Source organism: Nocardia brasiliensis ATCC 700358, assembly GCF_000250675.2.
In the GTDB taxonomy this organism is placed as follows: Bacteria; Actinomycetota; Actinomycetes; order Mycobacteriales; family Mycobacteriaceae; genus Nocardia; species Nocardia brasiliensis_B.
In genome coordinates, this window is record NC_018681.1 from 2,102,425 (window position 1) to 2,118,016 (window position 15,592).

Genomic DNA, 15,592 nt, shown 5'->3' on the forward strand with positions numbered 1-15,592 from the left:
GTCAGAACCGCCAACGGGTCAGTGCGACAAGCTCTTCCGGGCTGGTGTCCCGGTAACGCGTCGCTTCGGCGTGGCGTACGGTGAGCAGGGCGTCGTGTAGTTCGGGGCCCATCGCCTCGGCGAGCACCGCGGAATCGGCCAGACGTTCGGCGGCTTCGCCGGAGGTGGTCGGCAACCGCCGTACGCCGGCGATCATCAAGCGCTCGGCGTCGAAATCCACCGGGTCGCCGGTGATCTCGGCGGGCAGCCGCAGTCCCTCGGCGATCCCCGCCAAGCCGGCCGCGATGATCGAGCCCACGATCAGATACGGATTCCCGGTCGCGTCGAAGCATTTGACCTCGGCGTTGGCCGCCCATTCCGCCGTGCCGCGCACGCCGGTGACGAAACGCAGTGCCGCTTCGCGGGTTTCCCGGCCCCAGCACTGCCAGGCCCCCGCCCAGCGTGACGGCACCAGGCGCAGGAAACTGGCCGGATTGCCCGCGCCGACGGCGACCAATGCGGGCAGTTCCCGGAGTATTCCGGCGAGGAACGCCTCGCCGGTCGCGCGCATGCCGTAGGGGCCCTCGCCGGTGGCGAACAGCGGCCCGTCGTCGTCCTGTGCCGAAAAGTGCAGGTGTGCACCGGAACCGGCACCTGCGGGATCGATGCAGGGGGCGAGTTGGGCGCGCCAGCCGTACTGTGTGCTCACCTGCCGGATGGTGTGCCGCACCAGGATCGCGTCGTCGGCGGCGCCGACCGGGTCGGAGGGCTGCACCGAAAGTTCCAGCTGGCCGGGTGCGTACTCGGGATGGAACTGGTCGACGAGGATGTCCTGCCGCTCCAGCACCGCGACGAGTTCGCGCGCGTAGTCCGCGACCTGTCCGAGCCGCACCAAGCCGTAGGCGGGCCCGTGGATCGCGGGGGTGAACTCGGCGGTGTCCTGGCCGATGGACCACTCCGTCTCGAACGCCATCGACAGCCGCAGCCCCGCCGCGCGGGCCGCCGCGGCCTGCCGCGTGGCGAACCCGCGCTGGCAGGCCACGAACGGGGTGCCGTCCTGGGTGTATTTGTCGGCGGGCGCCCAGGCCCAGCCGGGCTGGCAGGCGAGTTCGGTGAGCATGGACAGGTCCGGGACCAGCCGCAGGTCGCCGTCCGGCCCGCCCAGATACTTGCCGACCGTCATCAGGTCGTCGAACGCGAAGGTTTCGAAGCAGGGCGAGACCCCGACGCCGAACCGGGCGGCCTGCGCGAGCCGGCGCATCGGCACGGTCTTCACCCTGGTGATCCCGGCGTTGTCGACGAAGGTGAGGGCGACGATATCGGCGTCCAACCTGCCGATCAGCGCCTCGTGGTCGTCCTCGGACGGTATGCGCTCCGGCATGGTCGGCATGAACGTCAACGATAGCCCGCGGGTCCGGCCCAGGGAACAACTCGCCGGGTCGAACCCGGTGTCGCCCAGGGGATTCGCGGGTGGCGGCGGGCAGTTCCGGCGGGAGCAACCCACTGTTCGGCAGGTGTGTCGTTCGGCTATTCGGCGACGAGCGCCCCGGTGATCTGCTCGGCGGTGGGGATGGAGGTGCTGGCGCCGAGCTTGGTCGTGGCCAGGGCGCCCGCGGTGACCGCCCACTTCAGCGCCCATTCGGGGCCGCGATCCCAGGCTGCGGCGAGCGCGCCGGTGAAGGTGTCGCCCGCGCCGGTGGTGTCGACCACCTCGACGTGCGGGCTGGGCTCGGTGATCTCGCTGTTCGGCCCGCGATAGACCGCACCGTCGCCGCCGCGGGTGATCACCACGTGTGCCACCGGGTCCAGCGCGGCGCCGAGTTGCTCGGCTTCGCCCGAATTGACCACTGCCACATCAATATTCGACCAGAGGCCGGCGGGAAGTGGTTGCGCCGGCGAGGGGTTGAGCAGCACCGTCGTGCCGTTCGCCCTGGCGTGCCGGGCCGCCGCGGCGACCGTTTCGATCGGGATCTCCAACTGGCACAGCAGGATATCGGCGTCGGCGATGACCGCGAGGTCCTCCTCGGTCAGCTCGGTCAGCCCGGCGTTCGCCCCGCCGACCACGATGATGCTGTTCTCGCCGCCGTCGTCCACCACGATCGCGGCGACCCCGCTCGGCCCGGTCACGGTGCGCAGCCGATCCACGTTCACGGCCGCGTCCGTCAGCGCCCGCCGCAGCTCGTCCGCGAACACGTCGTCACCGACCGCCCCGACGAACCGCACCGACCCGCCCGCCCGCTGCGCCGCGATGGCCTGATTCGAGCCTTTCCCGCCCGGCACCATCGCGAACCCCGTCCCGAGCACCGTCTCCCCGGGCACCGGCCGCCGCCGGGTCGTGGTCACCAGGTCCATGTTGATACTGCCGAGCACCGCGATCGAGGCAACGTCCGTTTTTTCGGCCATGCCGTCGAGGTTAGGCCCTGTCGCCGAGTCCGATCCGGCGCCGCCACAGACTTCGAGACAGGCCTGGTGGCGGTCGCGCGCAGCGGTGGGAATCGCCCTGGACCGGGTCAGTAGGCTGTAGCCATGACGGTAGAAACGGCGTCCGAGGTGGATGTCCGCGAGGTGGTGCACGAGGCCGCGCGCAAGGCTCGGGTCGCGTCGCGGGTGCTGGCTCAGCTGACCACGGCGCAGAAGAACGAGGCGCTGCACGCGGCCGCCGACGCACTGCTCGCGGCGGCTGACACCGTCCTCGATGCCAACGCCGAGGACCTGATGGCGGCGAAATCCGCGGGCACCGAGGATTCGCTGCTGGACCGGTTGCGGTTGACGAAGTCCCGGATCGACGGCATCGCCTCCGGCCTGCGCCAGGTGGCGGGGCTGCCCGATCCGATCGGGACCGTGGTGCGCGGCTCGGTGCTGCCCAACGGTCTGGAAACCCGGCAGGTCCGGGTGCCGCTCGGGGTGGTCGGCATGGTCTACGAGGCGCGGCCGAACGTGACAGTGGACGCCTTCGGGCTCACCCTCAAGTCCGGCAACGCGGCGCTGCTGCGCGGCTCGTCTTCGGCCGCCCACTCCAATGCCGCGCTGGTCACCGTGCTGCGGGACGCGCTTGTCGCACAGGGCCTTCCGGCCGACGCCGTGCAGCTGCTGCCCAGCGCGGACCGGTCCAGCGTCACCCACCTGATCCAGGCCCGCGGCCTGGTCGACGTGGTCATCCCGCGCGGTGGCGCGGGCCTGATCAACGCGGTGGTCCGGGACGCGCAGGTGCCGACCATCGAGACCGGCACCGGCAACTGCCACGTCTACGTGCACGCCGGCGCCGACCTGGACATGGCCGAGCAGATCCTGCTCAACGCCAAGACCCGCCGGCCGAGCGTCTGCAATGCCGCCGAGACCGTCCTCATCGACGACGCCATCGCCACCACGGCGGTGCCGAAGCTGATCGAGGCGCTGGAGCGGCACGGCGTCACCGTGCACGGCGACCTGCCCGGATTGGTGCCGGCGAACGACAAGGACTGGGGCGAGGAGTACCTCACCCTCGATATCGCGCTCAAGGTGGTGGACGGCCTGGACGCGGCCATCGACCACATCAATACCTGGGGCACCGGGCACACCGAAGCCATCGTCACCGGCGAGATCGCCGCGGCCCGCGAATTCACCAGCCGGGTCGACGCCGCGGCCGTGATGGTGAACGCGTCCACCGCGTTCACCGACGGCGAGCAGTTCGGCTTCGGCGCCGAAATCGGCATCTCGACCCAGAAGCTGCACGCCCGCGGCCCGATGGCCCTACCGGAGCTGACCTCCACCAAGTGGATCGTGTGGGGCGAGGGCCAGATTCGGCCCGTATAAGTAGAGGGGCGAGCGGTCCGCATTCCGCTCGCCTCCGAAGGAAGGACTGCACGTGGCCCCCATTCCCGAGACGCCCCAGGAGCCGATCTTCACCTCGGTCGAGGATGTGATCGATCGGCTCGCCGAAACGGGCTATCTCGCCGACAAGGCCACGGCCACCTCGGTATTCCTCGCCGACCGGCTGGGCAAGCCGCTGCTCATCGAGGGTCCGGCGGGCGTCGGCAAGACCGAGCTGGCGCGCGCGGTGGCGCAGACGTCCGACGCGGAGCTGGTTCGCCTCCAGTGCTACGAGGGGGTCGACGAGGCCCGTGCGCTGTACGAGTGGAATCACGCCAAGCAGATCCTGCGTATCCAGGCGTCCAGCGAAAACGATTGGGAAGAAACGAAAGCCGACGTCTTCACCGAGGAGTTCCTGCTGTCGCGGCCGCTGCTCACCGCGATCCGCCGCAGCGAACCCACGGTGCTGCTGATCGATGAGACCGACAAGGCCGATGTCGAGATCGAGGGCCTGCTGCTCGAGGTGCTCAGCGATTTCGCGGTGACCGTGCCGGAACTGGGCACCATCACCGCGAGCCGCAAGCCGTTCGTGGTGCTCACCTCCAACGCCACCCGCGAACTGTCCGAGGCGCTGAAGCGACGCTGCCTGTACCTGCACCTGGACTTCCCGGACGAGGAACTGGAGCGCCGCATCCTGGCCAGCCGGGTGCCTGAGCTGTCCGCCGCCGTCGCCGCCCAGCTGGTGCGGATCGTGCACGTGCTGCGCGGTATGCAGCTGAAGAAGCTGCCCTCGGTGGCCGAATCGATCGACTGGGGCCGCACACTGCTCGCGCTCGGCCTGCACGATCTGGACGACACCACGGTGCGCGCCACGCTCGGTGTGGTGCTCAAACACCAGAGCGATCACCAGCGTGCGCTGGCCGAACTGAAGCTGGCCTGACCGATGCCCGCGCGATCGTTGCCCGCGCCGGAACCCGAGTTGCACGCGCCGCACGGACTGCCCGGCCACCTGGTCGGGTTCGTGGAGGCGCTGCGCGAGCGCGGTATCCCGGTGGGTCCGTCGGAGACGGTGGACGCGGGCCGCGTGGTCACCGTGCTCGACCTGCTCGACCGTGACGTGCTGCGCGAAGGTCTCGCCTGCGCCCTGCTGCGCCGGACCACGCACCGCGCGACATTCGACGGACTGTTCGATCTGTGGTTCCCGGTCGCGCTGGGGGAGCGCACCGCCGCGCGGGACGAGGTCGCGATTCCGCGCAATGCGGCGGGCGAAGTGGATATCGCGGCGCTGCGCGAGTTGCTCGCCGAGTTGCTGACCGAGGAGTCGGCCGAGGCGCGCCTGGAAGCGCTCGCGGCCCAGCTCGTCGATCAACTCGGTCAGTACCAGTCCGCCAGCGGGTCCTCGTTCTCGGCCTATCAGGCCTTGAAAGACGTTCAGCCGCAGACCTTGCTGGCCAAGATCCTGGCCGGGCTCGCGGCCGGGCCGGACGTCAGCGCGTTCGACACCGAGATCGCCCGGCGCACCGCCCGCGGGCGGATCGACGGGTTCCGCGCGTCGGTGGAAGCCGAGACCCGGCGGCGGGTGGCCGAGCGGATCGGACGCGAGCGCGTCGCCAGTTACGGCGTCGCCCGGCAATCCGAGGACGTCGACTTCCTGCGCGCTTCCGAATCCGAGCTCGCCGAGATGCGGCGCAGCACGCAGCGGCTGGCCCGCATTCTCGCCTCACGACTCGCGGTGCGGCGCAGGCATTCCCGGCGCGGCGAGATCGATCTGCGCAAGACGCTGCGCAAGTCGATGTCCACCGGCGGCGTGCCGATCGATCTGGTGAACCGCAAGCCGCGCCCCGGTCGGCCGGAGCTGGTGCTGCTGTGTGATGTGTCTGGCTCGGTGGCCGGCTTCAGCAATTTCACCCTGCTGCTGGTCAGCGCGTTGCGTGAACAGTTCTCGCGGGTGCGGATTTTCGCGTTCGTCGATCAGACCGACGAGGTGACCCGGTTCTTCGATCCGCGCACCCAGCTGGACAAGGCGATGGCGCGGATCTTCACCGAGGCCGGCGTCGTCGGCATGGACGGGCATTCCGACTACGGCAACGCGCTCGCCGGCTTCGCCAGGAACTACCCCGACGCGGTCACCGCGCGCAGTTCGCTGCTGATCCTCGGCGACGCGCGCACCAACTACCGCGATCCCGATCTGGAGACGCTGCGTTCGCTGGTGCGCACCGCCAAGCACGCGCACTGGCTCAATCCGGAGATGCGCACCAACTGGGGTTCGGGCGATTCGGCCGCCGACAAGTACCAGGACGTCATCGAGATGCACGAATGCCGTTCGGCCCGGCAGCTGACCGCGGTGGTATCGCGCCTGCTGCCGGTGTAACGATCCGCCGTCATCAGCGATCGTTAAGAGAACCATTGGGCCGTTCGGGCAGGATTGCCCACCATGGTGGAAAGAACGCCGAACGGGGCGGCGGCGGTGGCGGACAGTTATGCGTTCCAGGTGGATCTACGGGGGATCGTCGATTTACTGTCGCACCACTTGTACTCGAGTCCACGCGTCTATCTGCGGGAGTTGTTGCAGAACGCGGTGGACGCCGTCACCGCGCGGGCCGCGCGAGACCGGCTGGCGCCCACCGCGATTCGGATCAGTGTCGACGAGCGTGGCCTGCGGATCGCCGATCCCGGGGTGGGGCTGACCGAGTCGGACGTGCACCGCTTCCTGGCCACCATCGGCCGATCCTCGAAGCGCGACGAGATCGAGGGCGCGCGCCGCGAGTTCCTCGGGCAGTTCGGGATCGGCCTGCTGGCCTGCTTCACGGTGGCCGAGACGATCCAGGTGGTCACCCGTTCCGCCGCGGACCCCGCTGCCCCGCCGGTCGAATGGCTGGCCGCCGCCGACGGCACCTACTCGGTGCGCGTGCTGGAACCGAAGGCCTATCCCGAGCCGGGCACGACGGTGCGGCTCACCCCGCGGGCGGGCGCCGAGTCGTGGTTCGCGCCGCGCCGGGTGATCGAGCTCGCCCGCGAATTCGGTTCGCTGCTGCCGTATGCGGTGACGGTGGAGTCCGACGGCATCATCATGCCGATCACCGACGGACCCGCGGTGTGGCATCGGGATTATCCGTCCCAGGCCGAGCGCCGGGCGGCGCTGCTCGAATTCGGTGAGCGCACGCTCGGTTTCGCGCCGCTGGACGTGATCGATCTGGACGCGGAACTCGCGGGGGTCACCGGTGTCGCGTATGTCCTTGCCCAGCCGGGTAATCCGGCCGAGAGCAGTGCGCACCGGGTGTACCTGAAGGGGATGCTGCTCGGTGACGCGGTCCGCGGGCTGCTGCCGGACTGGGCGTTCTTCGTGCGCTGCGTGATCGACACCGACTCGTTGCGGCCGACCGCCTCCCGCGAAGGGCTCTACGAGGACGAGCGGCTCGCCATCATCCGCGAGGTGCTCGGCGACCGGGTACGCGACTGGCTCACCGAGATCGCCGCCGAGCAGCCGCAACGGCTGGCCGCGTTCCTCGCGGTGCACGCGCTCGGAGTCAAGGCGATGGCCCGGCATTCGCCCGAACTCTTCCGGATCATGCTGCCGCACTTGCACTTCGATACCACGGACGGCCGGGTGCCGCTCGCCGACTTCGCGCGCAACCACCCGGTCATCCGGATCACCTCGACGGTGGAGGAGTTCCGTCAGGTGGCCTCGACCGCGGCCGCGCAGGGCATCGGCATCGTCAACGGCGGCTACGCCTACGACCGGGAACTGGTGGCGCTGCTACCACGACTACTCCCCGGTGTCGAGGTGGTCGACCTCGACGTGAATACCCTTACGGCAGCGCTCGATCCGGTCGATCCGGCCGAGGAACTGGCCTTGACCCCGGTGCTGACCACGGCCCGCGCGGTGCTCGACCCGCTGTCCTGCGACGTGATTCTGCGTGCCTTCCATCCGCTTTCGGTGCCCGCGCTGTATCTGGACGGCCGGGCCGCGCGCAACGAACGCACCAGAGCCGAGACCGCGCTCGGCGCGGACGAGCTGTGGACGGAGATCCTCGGCGCGCTCGACGCCGCCGCGCCGCGCGCGCAGCTCGTGCTGAATCACCACAGCCCGATCGTGCGCAGGCTGTCCCGGATCAGCGATCCCGCGTTCCTGAAGACCGCGGTGGAATCGCTGTACGGCCAGGCCCTGCTGATGACCCACCGCCCGCTGCGGCCCGCCGACACCGCGCTGCTCAACCGCGCTTTCGGTGAATTCCTCAGCTGGGCAACGCGTCGTGCCACCGGCACCGGCGACGAGACGGAGTGAACGTGGACACCGCCGAGATCAAGGACGCGCTGGCGCAGGTCTATTCGTTGCCGCACGGCCGGATCCGCGTCGAACGGCTGGAAACGCTTGCGGCAGCGGCCAAATCGGCCGCCGACCGGCACCTCGAAGGACGGGTGCTGCTGGAGCTGGCCGAGTCGTACGCCTACGCGAGCGAGCGCGACCTCGCACCGGTCGCCTACGGCCGACTGCTGCAGATCTACGACCAGTACCCGGCCGAGCTGGGTCCGCTGACGTATTCGGTGCACTGGTACCTGAAATGGATGACCTGGGGGCTGATCGACAATCCGGCGATCCCGCTGCCGACCGTGCACCGCTGGTTCGACGAGCTCGAAAATCGGTACCGGCAGCGGGGTTACAGTTTGCGTCCGGTGCTCGCGCTGCGCGGCGAGCTGGCCCGCAAGCTCGGCGATGCCGAGCAGGGCGCCCGGCTGCACGAGCAGGCCATGGCCGCGCCCCGCGACGGCATGTCCGACTGCGAAGCCTGCGAACGCAACGAATGGGGTACCGGCAGTGCGGCTCTCGGCGACGACGAGGCCGCGCTCGCGCACTGGCAGTCGGTGCTCGACGGGGCGCACAGCTGTAGCGAGGAGCCGCACCGGGTGCTCGCGCAGGCGCTGCTGCCGCTACTGCGCACCGGGCGCATCGCCGAGGCCCGGGGTGCGCACCTCACGGGGTATCCGCTGGTGCGGCACAGCGACAGCCTGCGGCCCTCGGTGGCCCAGCACATCGAATTCTGCGCGCTCACCGGAAACGAGGGGCGCGGGCTGGAGATTCTCGCCGATCATGCCCGCTGGCTCACCGAGCCCGGTGCCGACGTCGGCGCGCGGCTCGCGTTCATCACCGGCGTGAGCGTCCTGCTGCGCCGGTTGCAAACCCTGGGCCTGGGTTATCTGCCCATCGGCGGCGGGACCGCGTATTCGCTGCTGGCCGAACTCGATACGGAGATCGCTGGCCTCTGCACCCGGTACGACCTGCGTAACGGCAATACCGCGGTGAGTACCCGGATCGCCGCGCGGTTGGCCGCGCAACCGCTGGTGGAACGGCTGCCGCTCGGACTGCGCAGTAAGCAACTCGAGGTGGTCAGCGTGCGCGCCGCGGTGGACGAGATCGCCGCCGCGGACTGCGTCGAACGCACGGTGGTCGCCGCGGAATGGTCGGGCAGCTCGGCCGACGACCGCCGGGCCGAGGCGCTGCGGCTCGCCGAACTCGGCACCGCGGAACTCGCCGCCGCCCCGGCCGCGGCCGAAGGGCATCTGCGCGAGGCGCTGGCGATCGGTGTCTCGGTGTTGCCCGCCGAGCATCTGGCCCGGCTCAGTTCGCAGCTCGTCATCGCCCTGGCCGGACAACGCGGTCGCGAACTGGACCTGGCCGACGCGGCGGTGCGAGCGGGCGCGCGCTGGGAGGGGCTGTCCGAACCGGATCTGCTGCATCACACGGTGATCGCGGCGCGCGCCTTCCACCGGGCGGCCCGGCACGGCGAGGCCGTTGCGCTGTTCGAAGAAGCCATGGCGGCCGACGTGCCCTATCCGGCCGCCGAGCTGGCCACCGTGCGCGCACAGTTCGGCGCGTCGCTGAAGGCGTTGCACCGGCACGAGGAGGCCGCGCGCCAGTTCGCGGAGGGCGCCCGGCTGGTGGAACACGATCCGGAACGCCGCGCGCTGCACGCCGAGCTGGCCTGGTCCGCCGCGACGGCGCTGGACTACTGCGAACGCCCCGAGGAGGCGCTGGCGGCGTACCTGCGCGCCGCCGCACTGTTCGGCGAACTCGGCGAGGTGGTCTCGCGGACCAGGTGCGTGCGCTCGGCGGCCTGGTTGCAGCTGTGGGGCTACGGCGCCGAACCGGACCGGCCGTGGTTCCGGGCGATGCACGACCTGATCGTGGAACTCGAGCAGGCCGCCCCGAGCGCGGAGGTGACCGATGAACTCACCGAGACGCGCAGGCAGCTGGACGAAATGCTGGACGGGGAAGCATCCGGCGAATAGCACGGCTGCGGGCGGTTGCCCGCAGGCGCCCGTCCGGCGGCCAACCGCCCCCGTCGACCGGCAGCCGACCGGTTAAGCTCGGCACTCATGCAAGAGACAGGCCGGCGCGGCCGCAAACTGGGTGTGATGGGCGGCACCTTCGACCCCATCCACCACGGTCACCTGGTCGCCGCCAGCGAGGTCGCCGACCGGTTCGACCTCGACGAGGTGATCTTCGTTCCCACCGGTCAGCCGTGGCAGAAGGCGGACAAACAGGTCAGCCCCGCCGAGGACCGCTACCTGATGACCGTGATCGCGACCGCCTCCAATCCGAGCTTCTCGGTCAGTCGCGCGGACATCGATCGGGAGAAAGTCACCTACACCGTCGACACCCTGCGCGAGATGCGCAGCAAGCATCCCGACGCCGAGCTGTTCTTCATCACCGGAGCGGATGCGCTGGCCAACATCCTGACATGGCAGGATTGGGCGGAACTGTTCGAACTGGCGAGGTTTGTCGGGGTGAGCCGTCCGGGGTATGAGCTGAATACCGATCATCTCGAAGAGCATCTGCGCGACCTGCCGGCCGACGCGGTGACCATGATCGAAATCCCCGCGCTGGCGATCTCGTCGAGCGAATGCCGTCGCCGCGCCGCCGAGAACCGGCCGGTGTGGTACCTCGTCCCCGATGGCGTGGTGCAGTACATATCGAAGCGGCACCTGTACGAGGCCGCAGAAGCGGAAGGTAGCTGAGTGAAAATGCGTAGCGAGGGGCGGGCATGACGGCATCGGTCGAGTCGGTCGAGATCGCGCAGGTTGCTGCGCTGGCGGCGGACGAGAAGCTGGCCACCGACGTCGTGGTGCTCGACGTGTCGGAGCAGCTGGTGATCACCGACTGCTTCGTCATCGCCTCCGCGCCGAACGAGCGCCAGGTGAACGCCATCGTCGACAACGTCGAGGAGAAGCTGCGCGACGCCGGGCACAAGCCGGTGCGGCGCGAAGGCACCAGGGAGGGGCGCTGGGCGCTGCTCGACTACGTCGACGTCGTGGTGCACATCCAGCACAACGACGAGCGCAATTTCTATGCGCTGGAACGGTTGTGGAAAGACTGCCCGGTGGTGCCGGTGGACGGTATCGGCGCGCCGGAGAACCGGCCCGCGGCGGTGAACGGTGACGCGGACAGCGACACCGAGTGAACGAGGGGGAGTAGCCGGGTGGCAGTCGTGAACAAATATGCCAGCGTGCGTACGTTGATTCTGTTGCGCCACGGGCAGACCGAATGGAACGCCGCCGACCGGATGCAGGGGCAGATCGACACCGATCTCACCGAACTCGGTCGCAGGCAGGCGAAAGAAGCCGCGCGCGAACTCGTTTCCCGCAATGCCATCGCCATCGTCTCGTCGGACCTGCGCCGCGCCTTCGACACCGCGTCCGCGCTCGCCGAGCACACCGCCCTGGATGTGGTGCCCGATCAGCGGCTACGCGAAACCGATCTCGGTGACTGGGAAGGCCTGACGCACCTGGAGGTGGACGCCGATTACCCCGGCGCGCGCCTGGAATGGCGTCGTAACCCCGGCTTTCGGCCGCCCAACGGGGAGACCAAACTGGAGGTCGGCGCGCGGGCGCTGCCGGTCGTGCGGGAATTACTCGTCGAGCGGCAGGACTGGCCGGGCCGGACTATCATCCTGGTGGCGCACGGCGGGCTGATCGCAGGCCTCACGGCCGCGCTGCTCGACCTGCCGCCAGCCAACTGGCCGGTCCTCGGTGGACTGGCGAATACCAGCTGGGTGCAGCTCAGCAGCCACGGTCCGAGCATCGACCAGCCCGGCTGGCGTCTCGACGTGTGGAACGCAGCTGCGAAGGTGGCCCCGGATGTCCTCTGAAGATCCGATTCGGCAGGTGCCGGACGAACTGTTCCGGAAAGCTTCGGCGAAACCGGAACGTTCGATCCCGGACGCGCTGTTCGGCCCGCCGCCGGTGCCCCCGGCCGCGGCGACCGAAACAGACTCTGACGAAACGGATTCGGGTGCGGAAGACGCGCAGGGAACCGCCGACGCGGACGACTCCGCCCTGCCCGCCAGCTCGGTGGACCCGCCCCCCGACGTACGCGGCGCCCTTGCCGGTTCGGTCGTCATGACCGAGCCAGACACCGGCACCGCAGAATCCGAGGAACTCGCCGCTCCGGTCGCCGAGGTGGTCGGCGCGGCCGAGTTGATCGCCGAATCCGCGGCGGACGCCCTGGATGTGTCCGGTCAACCGCAGGCCGTGGCCGACGCGTCCGACGAGCGACCGGTGCTGCTGGTGATCGCCGATTCGCTGTCGTACTTCGGACCCAAAGGCGGTCTGCCCGCGGATCATCCGCAGATCTGGCCCAATCTCGTCGGCGCCGAACTGGGTTGGGACGTCGAGCTGGTCGGACGGATCGGCTGGACCTGCCGAGATGCCTACTGGGCGTTGATCGGTGACCCGCGCGTCTGGGCGGCCGTGCCGCGGGCGAACGCGGTGGTCTTCGCCGTCGGCGGCATGGACTCGCTGCCCTCGCCGCTGCCGACCGCGCTGCGCGAACTGATCCGGTACGTGCGACCGTCCGGTGTGCGCCGCGGGGTCCGCGCGACCTACAACTGGCTGCAGCCCAAACTGTCGAAACTCGGTCGCCCCGTGGCACTTCCGCCGAAGGTGAGCGTCGACTACCTCGAACAGTCGCGCGAAGCGCTGGCGCAGCTGCGACCCGACCTGCCGGTCGTCGCGGTGCTGCCGTCGGTGCACGACTGCGCGGCCTACGGACGCGTACACACCGGGCGCGAACCCGCCGTGCGGGCGCTGCGAGCATGGTCGGAGCGCACCGGCGTGCCGCTGGTCGACCTCGCCGAAGCCGTGCGCGAGAACATCTTCTCCGGTGACGCGAACCCGGACGGTATCCACTGGGGCTGGGCCGGACACGAGGCCGTGGCCAACGCGATGGTGAAGGCTCTGCAGGAGGTTCGGTAGTCCGTGGCCGTCGTGGTCGTGACAGATTCGTCGGCCAGCCTTCCTGCCGAATTCGTCGATGAGCTCGAGATCGACGTCGTCCCACTGCATGTCCTGATCGGTGACCGCACGATCCGCGAGGGTATCGACCCGATCGAGATCGACTACACCGCCGACACGGTGACCACCTCGGCCGCCTCCCCCGGTGAACTACGCGCCGTGTACGAGCAGGCCTGGGCGCGCAGCGGTGGCGACGGCGTTGTCGCGGTGCATATTTCACGCCAGCTCTCCGGTACCTGGGAAGCGGGCAGACAGGCGGTGCGGGACATGGACGCCGCCGATCGCGTGCGGCTCGTCGACTCGCTCGGCGCGGGACTCGCCACCGGGCTGCCCGTGCTCGCGGCGGCCCGGCGCGCCCGCACGGGCGCCGCGCTGGACATCGTCTACGACACCGCGGTCGCCGCATCGAGCCGCGCCCGCACATTCATCCTGGTCAATCGAACCGAACAGCTGCGCCGCGGCGGCAGGCTCAGCTCGGCCGCCGCGTTCTTCGGCAGCGAGCTGGTCACCAAACCGCTGCTGCAGATCGTCGAAGGGCGCCTGGAACTGCGCGAGAAGGTGCGTACCCGATCCAAGGCGTTCGCGAAACTCGTTGCGGCAGCGGTGGATGCGGCAGGGGAGGACGGTGCCGCGGTCGCCGTCCAGCACCTCGGGGCCGAAGAGGCCGCACAGACCGTCGCCACGCAGCTTCGCGAGCTCGTGCCCGGGATTCGGGAACTGATCGTGGCCGAGTTCGGGCCCGCTCTCGGGGTGCACCTAGGGCTCGGGGCGGTCGGCGTGCTCGTGCTGCCGGGCGGCTGCGCGTAGCCGGTCGGTCAGGGCAGGGCGGACGACGATCGGCGCAGCGCATCGGCTCCGGACCGAATGGCTGACCAGTCCGTATCGGGTCGCTGGTTCATCGCGCGGGCGAGCCAGCGTGCTCGGTCGTCCTGTTCGTACGCGAGGTGATCGAGGTCGAGATCGATACCCGGTGGGGGACCGGATGATTCGAACTCGCGCAGGCGGGTCGCCATGGCGGACAGCAGTGCGCGGTCGAGTTCTATGACGGCGCTGCGGAATTCGTCGGTCGATACCCTTATCCGGCCGGACGACGGTGCGGCGAACTCGATCTCGTGCTCCGGGTCGGGCGGGTGGTGCCAGGCCAGGGTGACGGTGTCGGCGGCGCCGTCGACCGTGCGCCACCAGCGCAGATGCGGGCCGAACCAGAGGTAGCCGGTGTCCAGGGTATGTTCGCCATACCAGGTGGCGGCGGCATCGGCCTCGTCGGATTCGGCCCAGGACCAGTCTGCGGCGTCGGCACCGATGAAATCGGCGAGATCCTCGGGGACCGGTTCCAGCACGCTGGGCAGCAGGGCCAGCAGATCCTCCCACAGGCGGGCAACGTAATAGGCGACGTAGCAGTCGTAAGGCGTCTCCGCGCCGCCGGACTGCGTGCGCAGGAGTTCGGTGGTGCGCGCGGAATAACGCAGCAAGGTCTGCCCGCCGAGGTCGATGCCGTACCAACCCTCGGTCAGCGCGAACCACCGCAGCGTCCGGCGTTGCTCTCCCCACGGGGCGACTCGGTCCACCGGCGCCAAGCCGAAACGGAAACGGATCACGGGGCCAGTCTGGCATCAGCCCGCGGAATCCGGGTGCGCGCGCACCGGTGATCCGGGCGCCGGTGTGCGTGTCGTCGGCGAGTTGTCCCCATCGCGCGACGGTCCACAAGACAGGCGAAATACCTGTTCGACCAAGACCTTTGCCCCGCCCCCGAAACTACGTTCGGTCCCATGTCACGACAGCAAGAGCGCGACCGGACCCAGCAGCGACTCGGCACCCTGACCGCCCGCGTGAGCGCCGGACGCGGCACCAGCCCGAAACCTCCGCGCACCCGGCGGCCCCACGTGTCACGGGCGCTGGCGGTGAAGCGGTGGGAGGCCGAGGGACTGCGGGTACTGACGGAAACGCGATCGGCACCGGACCCGAGCGCCAGTGCACCGCCGATTGCAGCGCCACCGCGCACGGACTCGGCACCGCCTGCACGGTCGAACCGTGTCGAAGTAATCGCTGACCGCTGCGATTCGTCGGTGGGCGACCCGAACGGAGCCTCGAGTATACATGCGCTGGCGGGGGTTTCGGCAAGCGTCGAAACGCGGGTGGACGCGAACTGTGCCGATCCTGATGCGGCCATGCCGTCGACCGCAGTGAACAGTGCCGACTCGAGATCAGGTGCGCCCCAACGGGCAGCTGTGTCGGACGCGAGCCTCGGCGCGCACAGGGAACGTCACATCCCCCAGGTGAACTGGGCGCTCGGAGGTTTGGCTCCCGCGGCGGATGACGAGGTGCCCAGGGTGGGCGACGACATCGGTGTCGGTGGGCCGCACAGGATCCGGAGGGAGCCGGTGGTTCTGCCGCGCGTGCGCCGGGGAGGGGCAGAGCAGGAAGGCAATGGCGACCAGGAGGCGGTGGCCGCTGCGGCGAACCCTGGGACTGCGGGTGACGACGTCGATGGGGCGCGGTCGCACACGAGCCGGACGGAGCCGGTGGCTCTGCC

General features: G+C 69.8%; 13 protein-coding genes. 10 read left to right on the forward strand and 3 right to left on the reverse strand.

Going from position 1 to position 15,592, the window contains the following annotated elements; all coding sequences use genetic code 11:
• Position 1 precedes the first annotated feature (1 nt).
• Both O3I_RS09355 and O3I_RS09360 read right to left on the reverse strand, forming a co-directional pair.
• Entirely contained in the window at positions 2 to 1,369 is a 1,368-nt protein-coding gene (locus O3I_RS09355; RefSeq protein ID WP_014982663.1) for a glutamine synthetase family protein, read from the reverse strand.
• Between the two features lie 137 nt (positions 1,370 to 1,506).
• Positions 1,507 to 2,382: a ribokinase gene (locus tag O3I_RS09360; protein WP_014982664.1), complete on the reverse strand. Its 876-nt coding sequence runs from the start codon at positions 2,380 to 2,382 to the stop codon at positions 1,507 to 1,509.
• Positions 2,383 to 2,505: 123 nt separating this feature from the next.
• Here O3I_RS09360 and O3I_RS09365 point away from each other — a divergent pair, with 123 nt between their 5' ends.
• From O3I_RS09365 to O3I_RS09410, 10 genes are all read left to right on the forward strand, one after another.
• A complete protein-coding gene (locus O3I_RS09365) occupies positions 2,506 to 3,771 on the forward strand; it encodes a glutamate-5-semialdehyde dehydrogenase (protein ID WP_014982665.1) in 1,266 nt (421 codons plus the stop codon).
• Positions 3,772 to 3,823: 52 nt separating this feature from the next.
• Positions 3,824 to 4,708 carry an AAA family ATPase gene (locus O3I_RS09370; protein WP_014982666.1) on the forward strand — a complete coding sequence of 295 codons (885 nt, stop codon included), beginning with the start codon at positions 3,824 to 3,826 and terminating at the stop codon, positions 4,706 to 4,708.
• Between the two features lie 3 nt (positions 4,709 to 4,711).
• Positions 4,712 to 6,139, forward strand: coding sequence for a vWA domain-containing protein (locus O3I_RS09375; protein WP_014982667.1), 1,428 nt, complete (start codon positions 4,712 to 4,714; stop codon positions 6,137 to 6,139).
• A 63-nt stretch (positions 6,140 to 6,202) separates the two neighbouring features.
• Positions 6,203 to 8,053 carry an HSP90 family protein gene (locus O3I_RS09380; protein WP_014982668.1) on the forward strand — a complete coding sequence of 617 codons (1,851 nt, stop codon included), beginning with the start codon at positions 6,203 to 6,205 and terminating at the stop codon, positions 8,051 to 8,053.
• A 2-nt stretch (positions 8,054 to 8,055) separates the two neighbouring features.
• Positions 8,056 to 10,056, forward strand: coding sequence for a hypothetical protein (locus O3I_RS09385; RefSeq protein ID WP_141691967.1), 2,001 nt, complete (start codon positions 8,056 to 8,058; stop codon positions 10,054 to 10,056).
• Between the two features lie 126 nt (positions 10,057 to 10,182).
• Positions 10,183 to 10,785 carry a nicotinate-nucleotide adenylyltransferase gene (gene nadD / locus O3I_RS09390; RefSeq protein WP_228833510.1) on the forward strand — a complete coding sequence of 201 codons (603 nt, stop codon included), beginning with the start codon at positions 10,183 to 10,185 and terminating at the stop codon, positions 10,783 to 10,785.
• A 26-nt stretch (positions 10,786 to 10,811) separates the two neighbouring features.
• On the forward strand, positions 10,812 to 11,228 hold the full coding sequence (gene rsfS, locus O3I_RS09395; RefSeq protein WP_014982671.1) for a ribosome silencing factor: 417 nt from the start codon (positions 10,812 to 10,814) through the stop codon (positions 11,226 to 11,228).
• A 27-nt stretch (positions 11,229 to 11,255) separates the two neighbouring features.
• Entirely contained in the window at positions 11,256 to 11,915 is a 660-nt protein-coding gene (locus O3I_RS09400) for a histidine phosphatase family protein (protein ID WP_051066532.1), read from the forward strand.
• A gap of 382 nt (positions 11,916 to 12,297) precedes the next feature.
• Positions 12,298 to 13,020: a diglucosylglycerate octanoyltransferase gene (octT, locus tag O3I_RS46935; RefSeq protein ID WP_041563577.1), complete on the forward strand. Its 723-nt coding sequence runs from the start codon at positions 12,298 to 12,300 to the stop codon at positions 13,018 to 13,020.
• Positions 13,021 to 13,023: 3 nt separating this feature from the next.
• Positions 13,024 to 13,866, forward strand: coding sequence for a DegV family protein (locus tag O3I_RS09410; RefSeq protein WP_014982674.1), 843 nt, complete (start codon positions 13,024 to 13,026; stop codon positions 13,864 to 13,866).
• Positions 13,867 to 13,874: 8 nt separating this feature from the next.
• On the opposite strand, the gene O3I_RS09415 is transcribed toward O3I_RS09410, so the two are convergent.
• Positions 13,875 to 14,657: a DUF5984 family protein gene (locus O3I_RS09415; protein WP_014982675.1), complete on the reverse strand. Its 783-nt coding sequence runs from the start codon at positions 14,655 to 14,657 to the stop codon at positions 13,875 to 13,877.
• Positions 14,658 to 15,592: the final 935 nt, after the last annotated feature.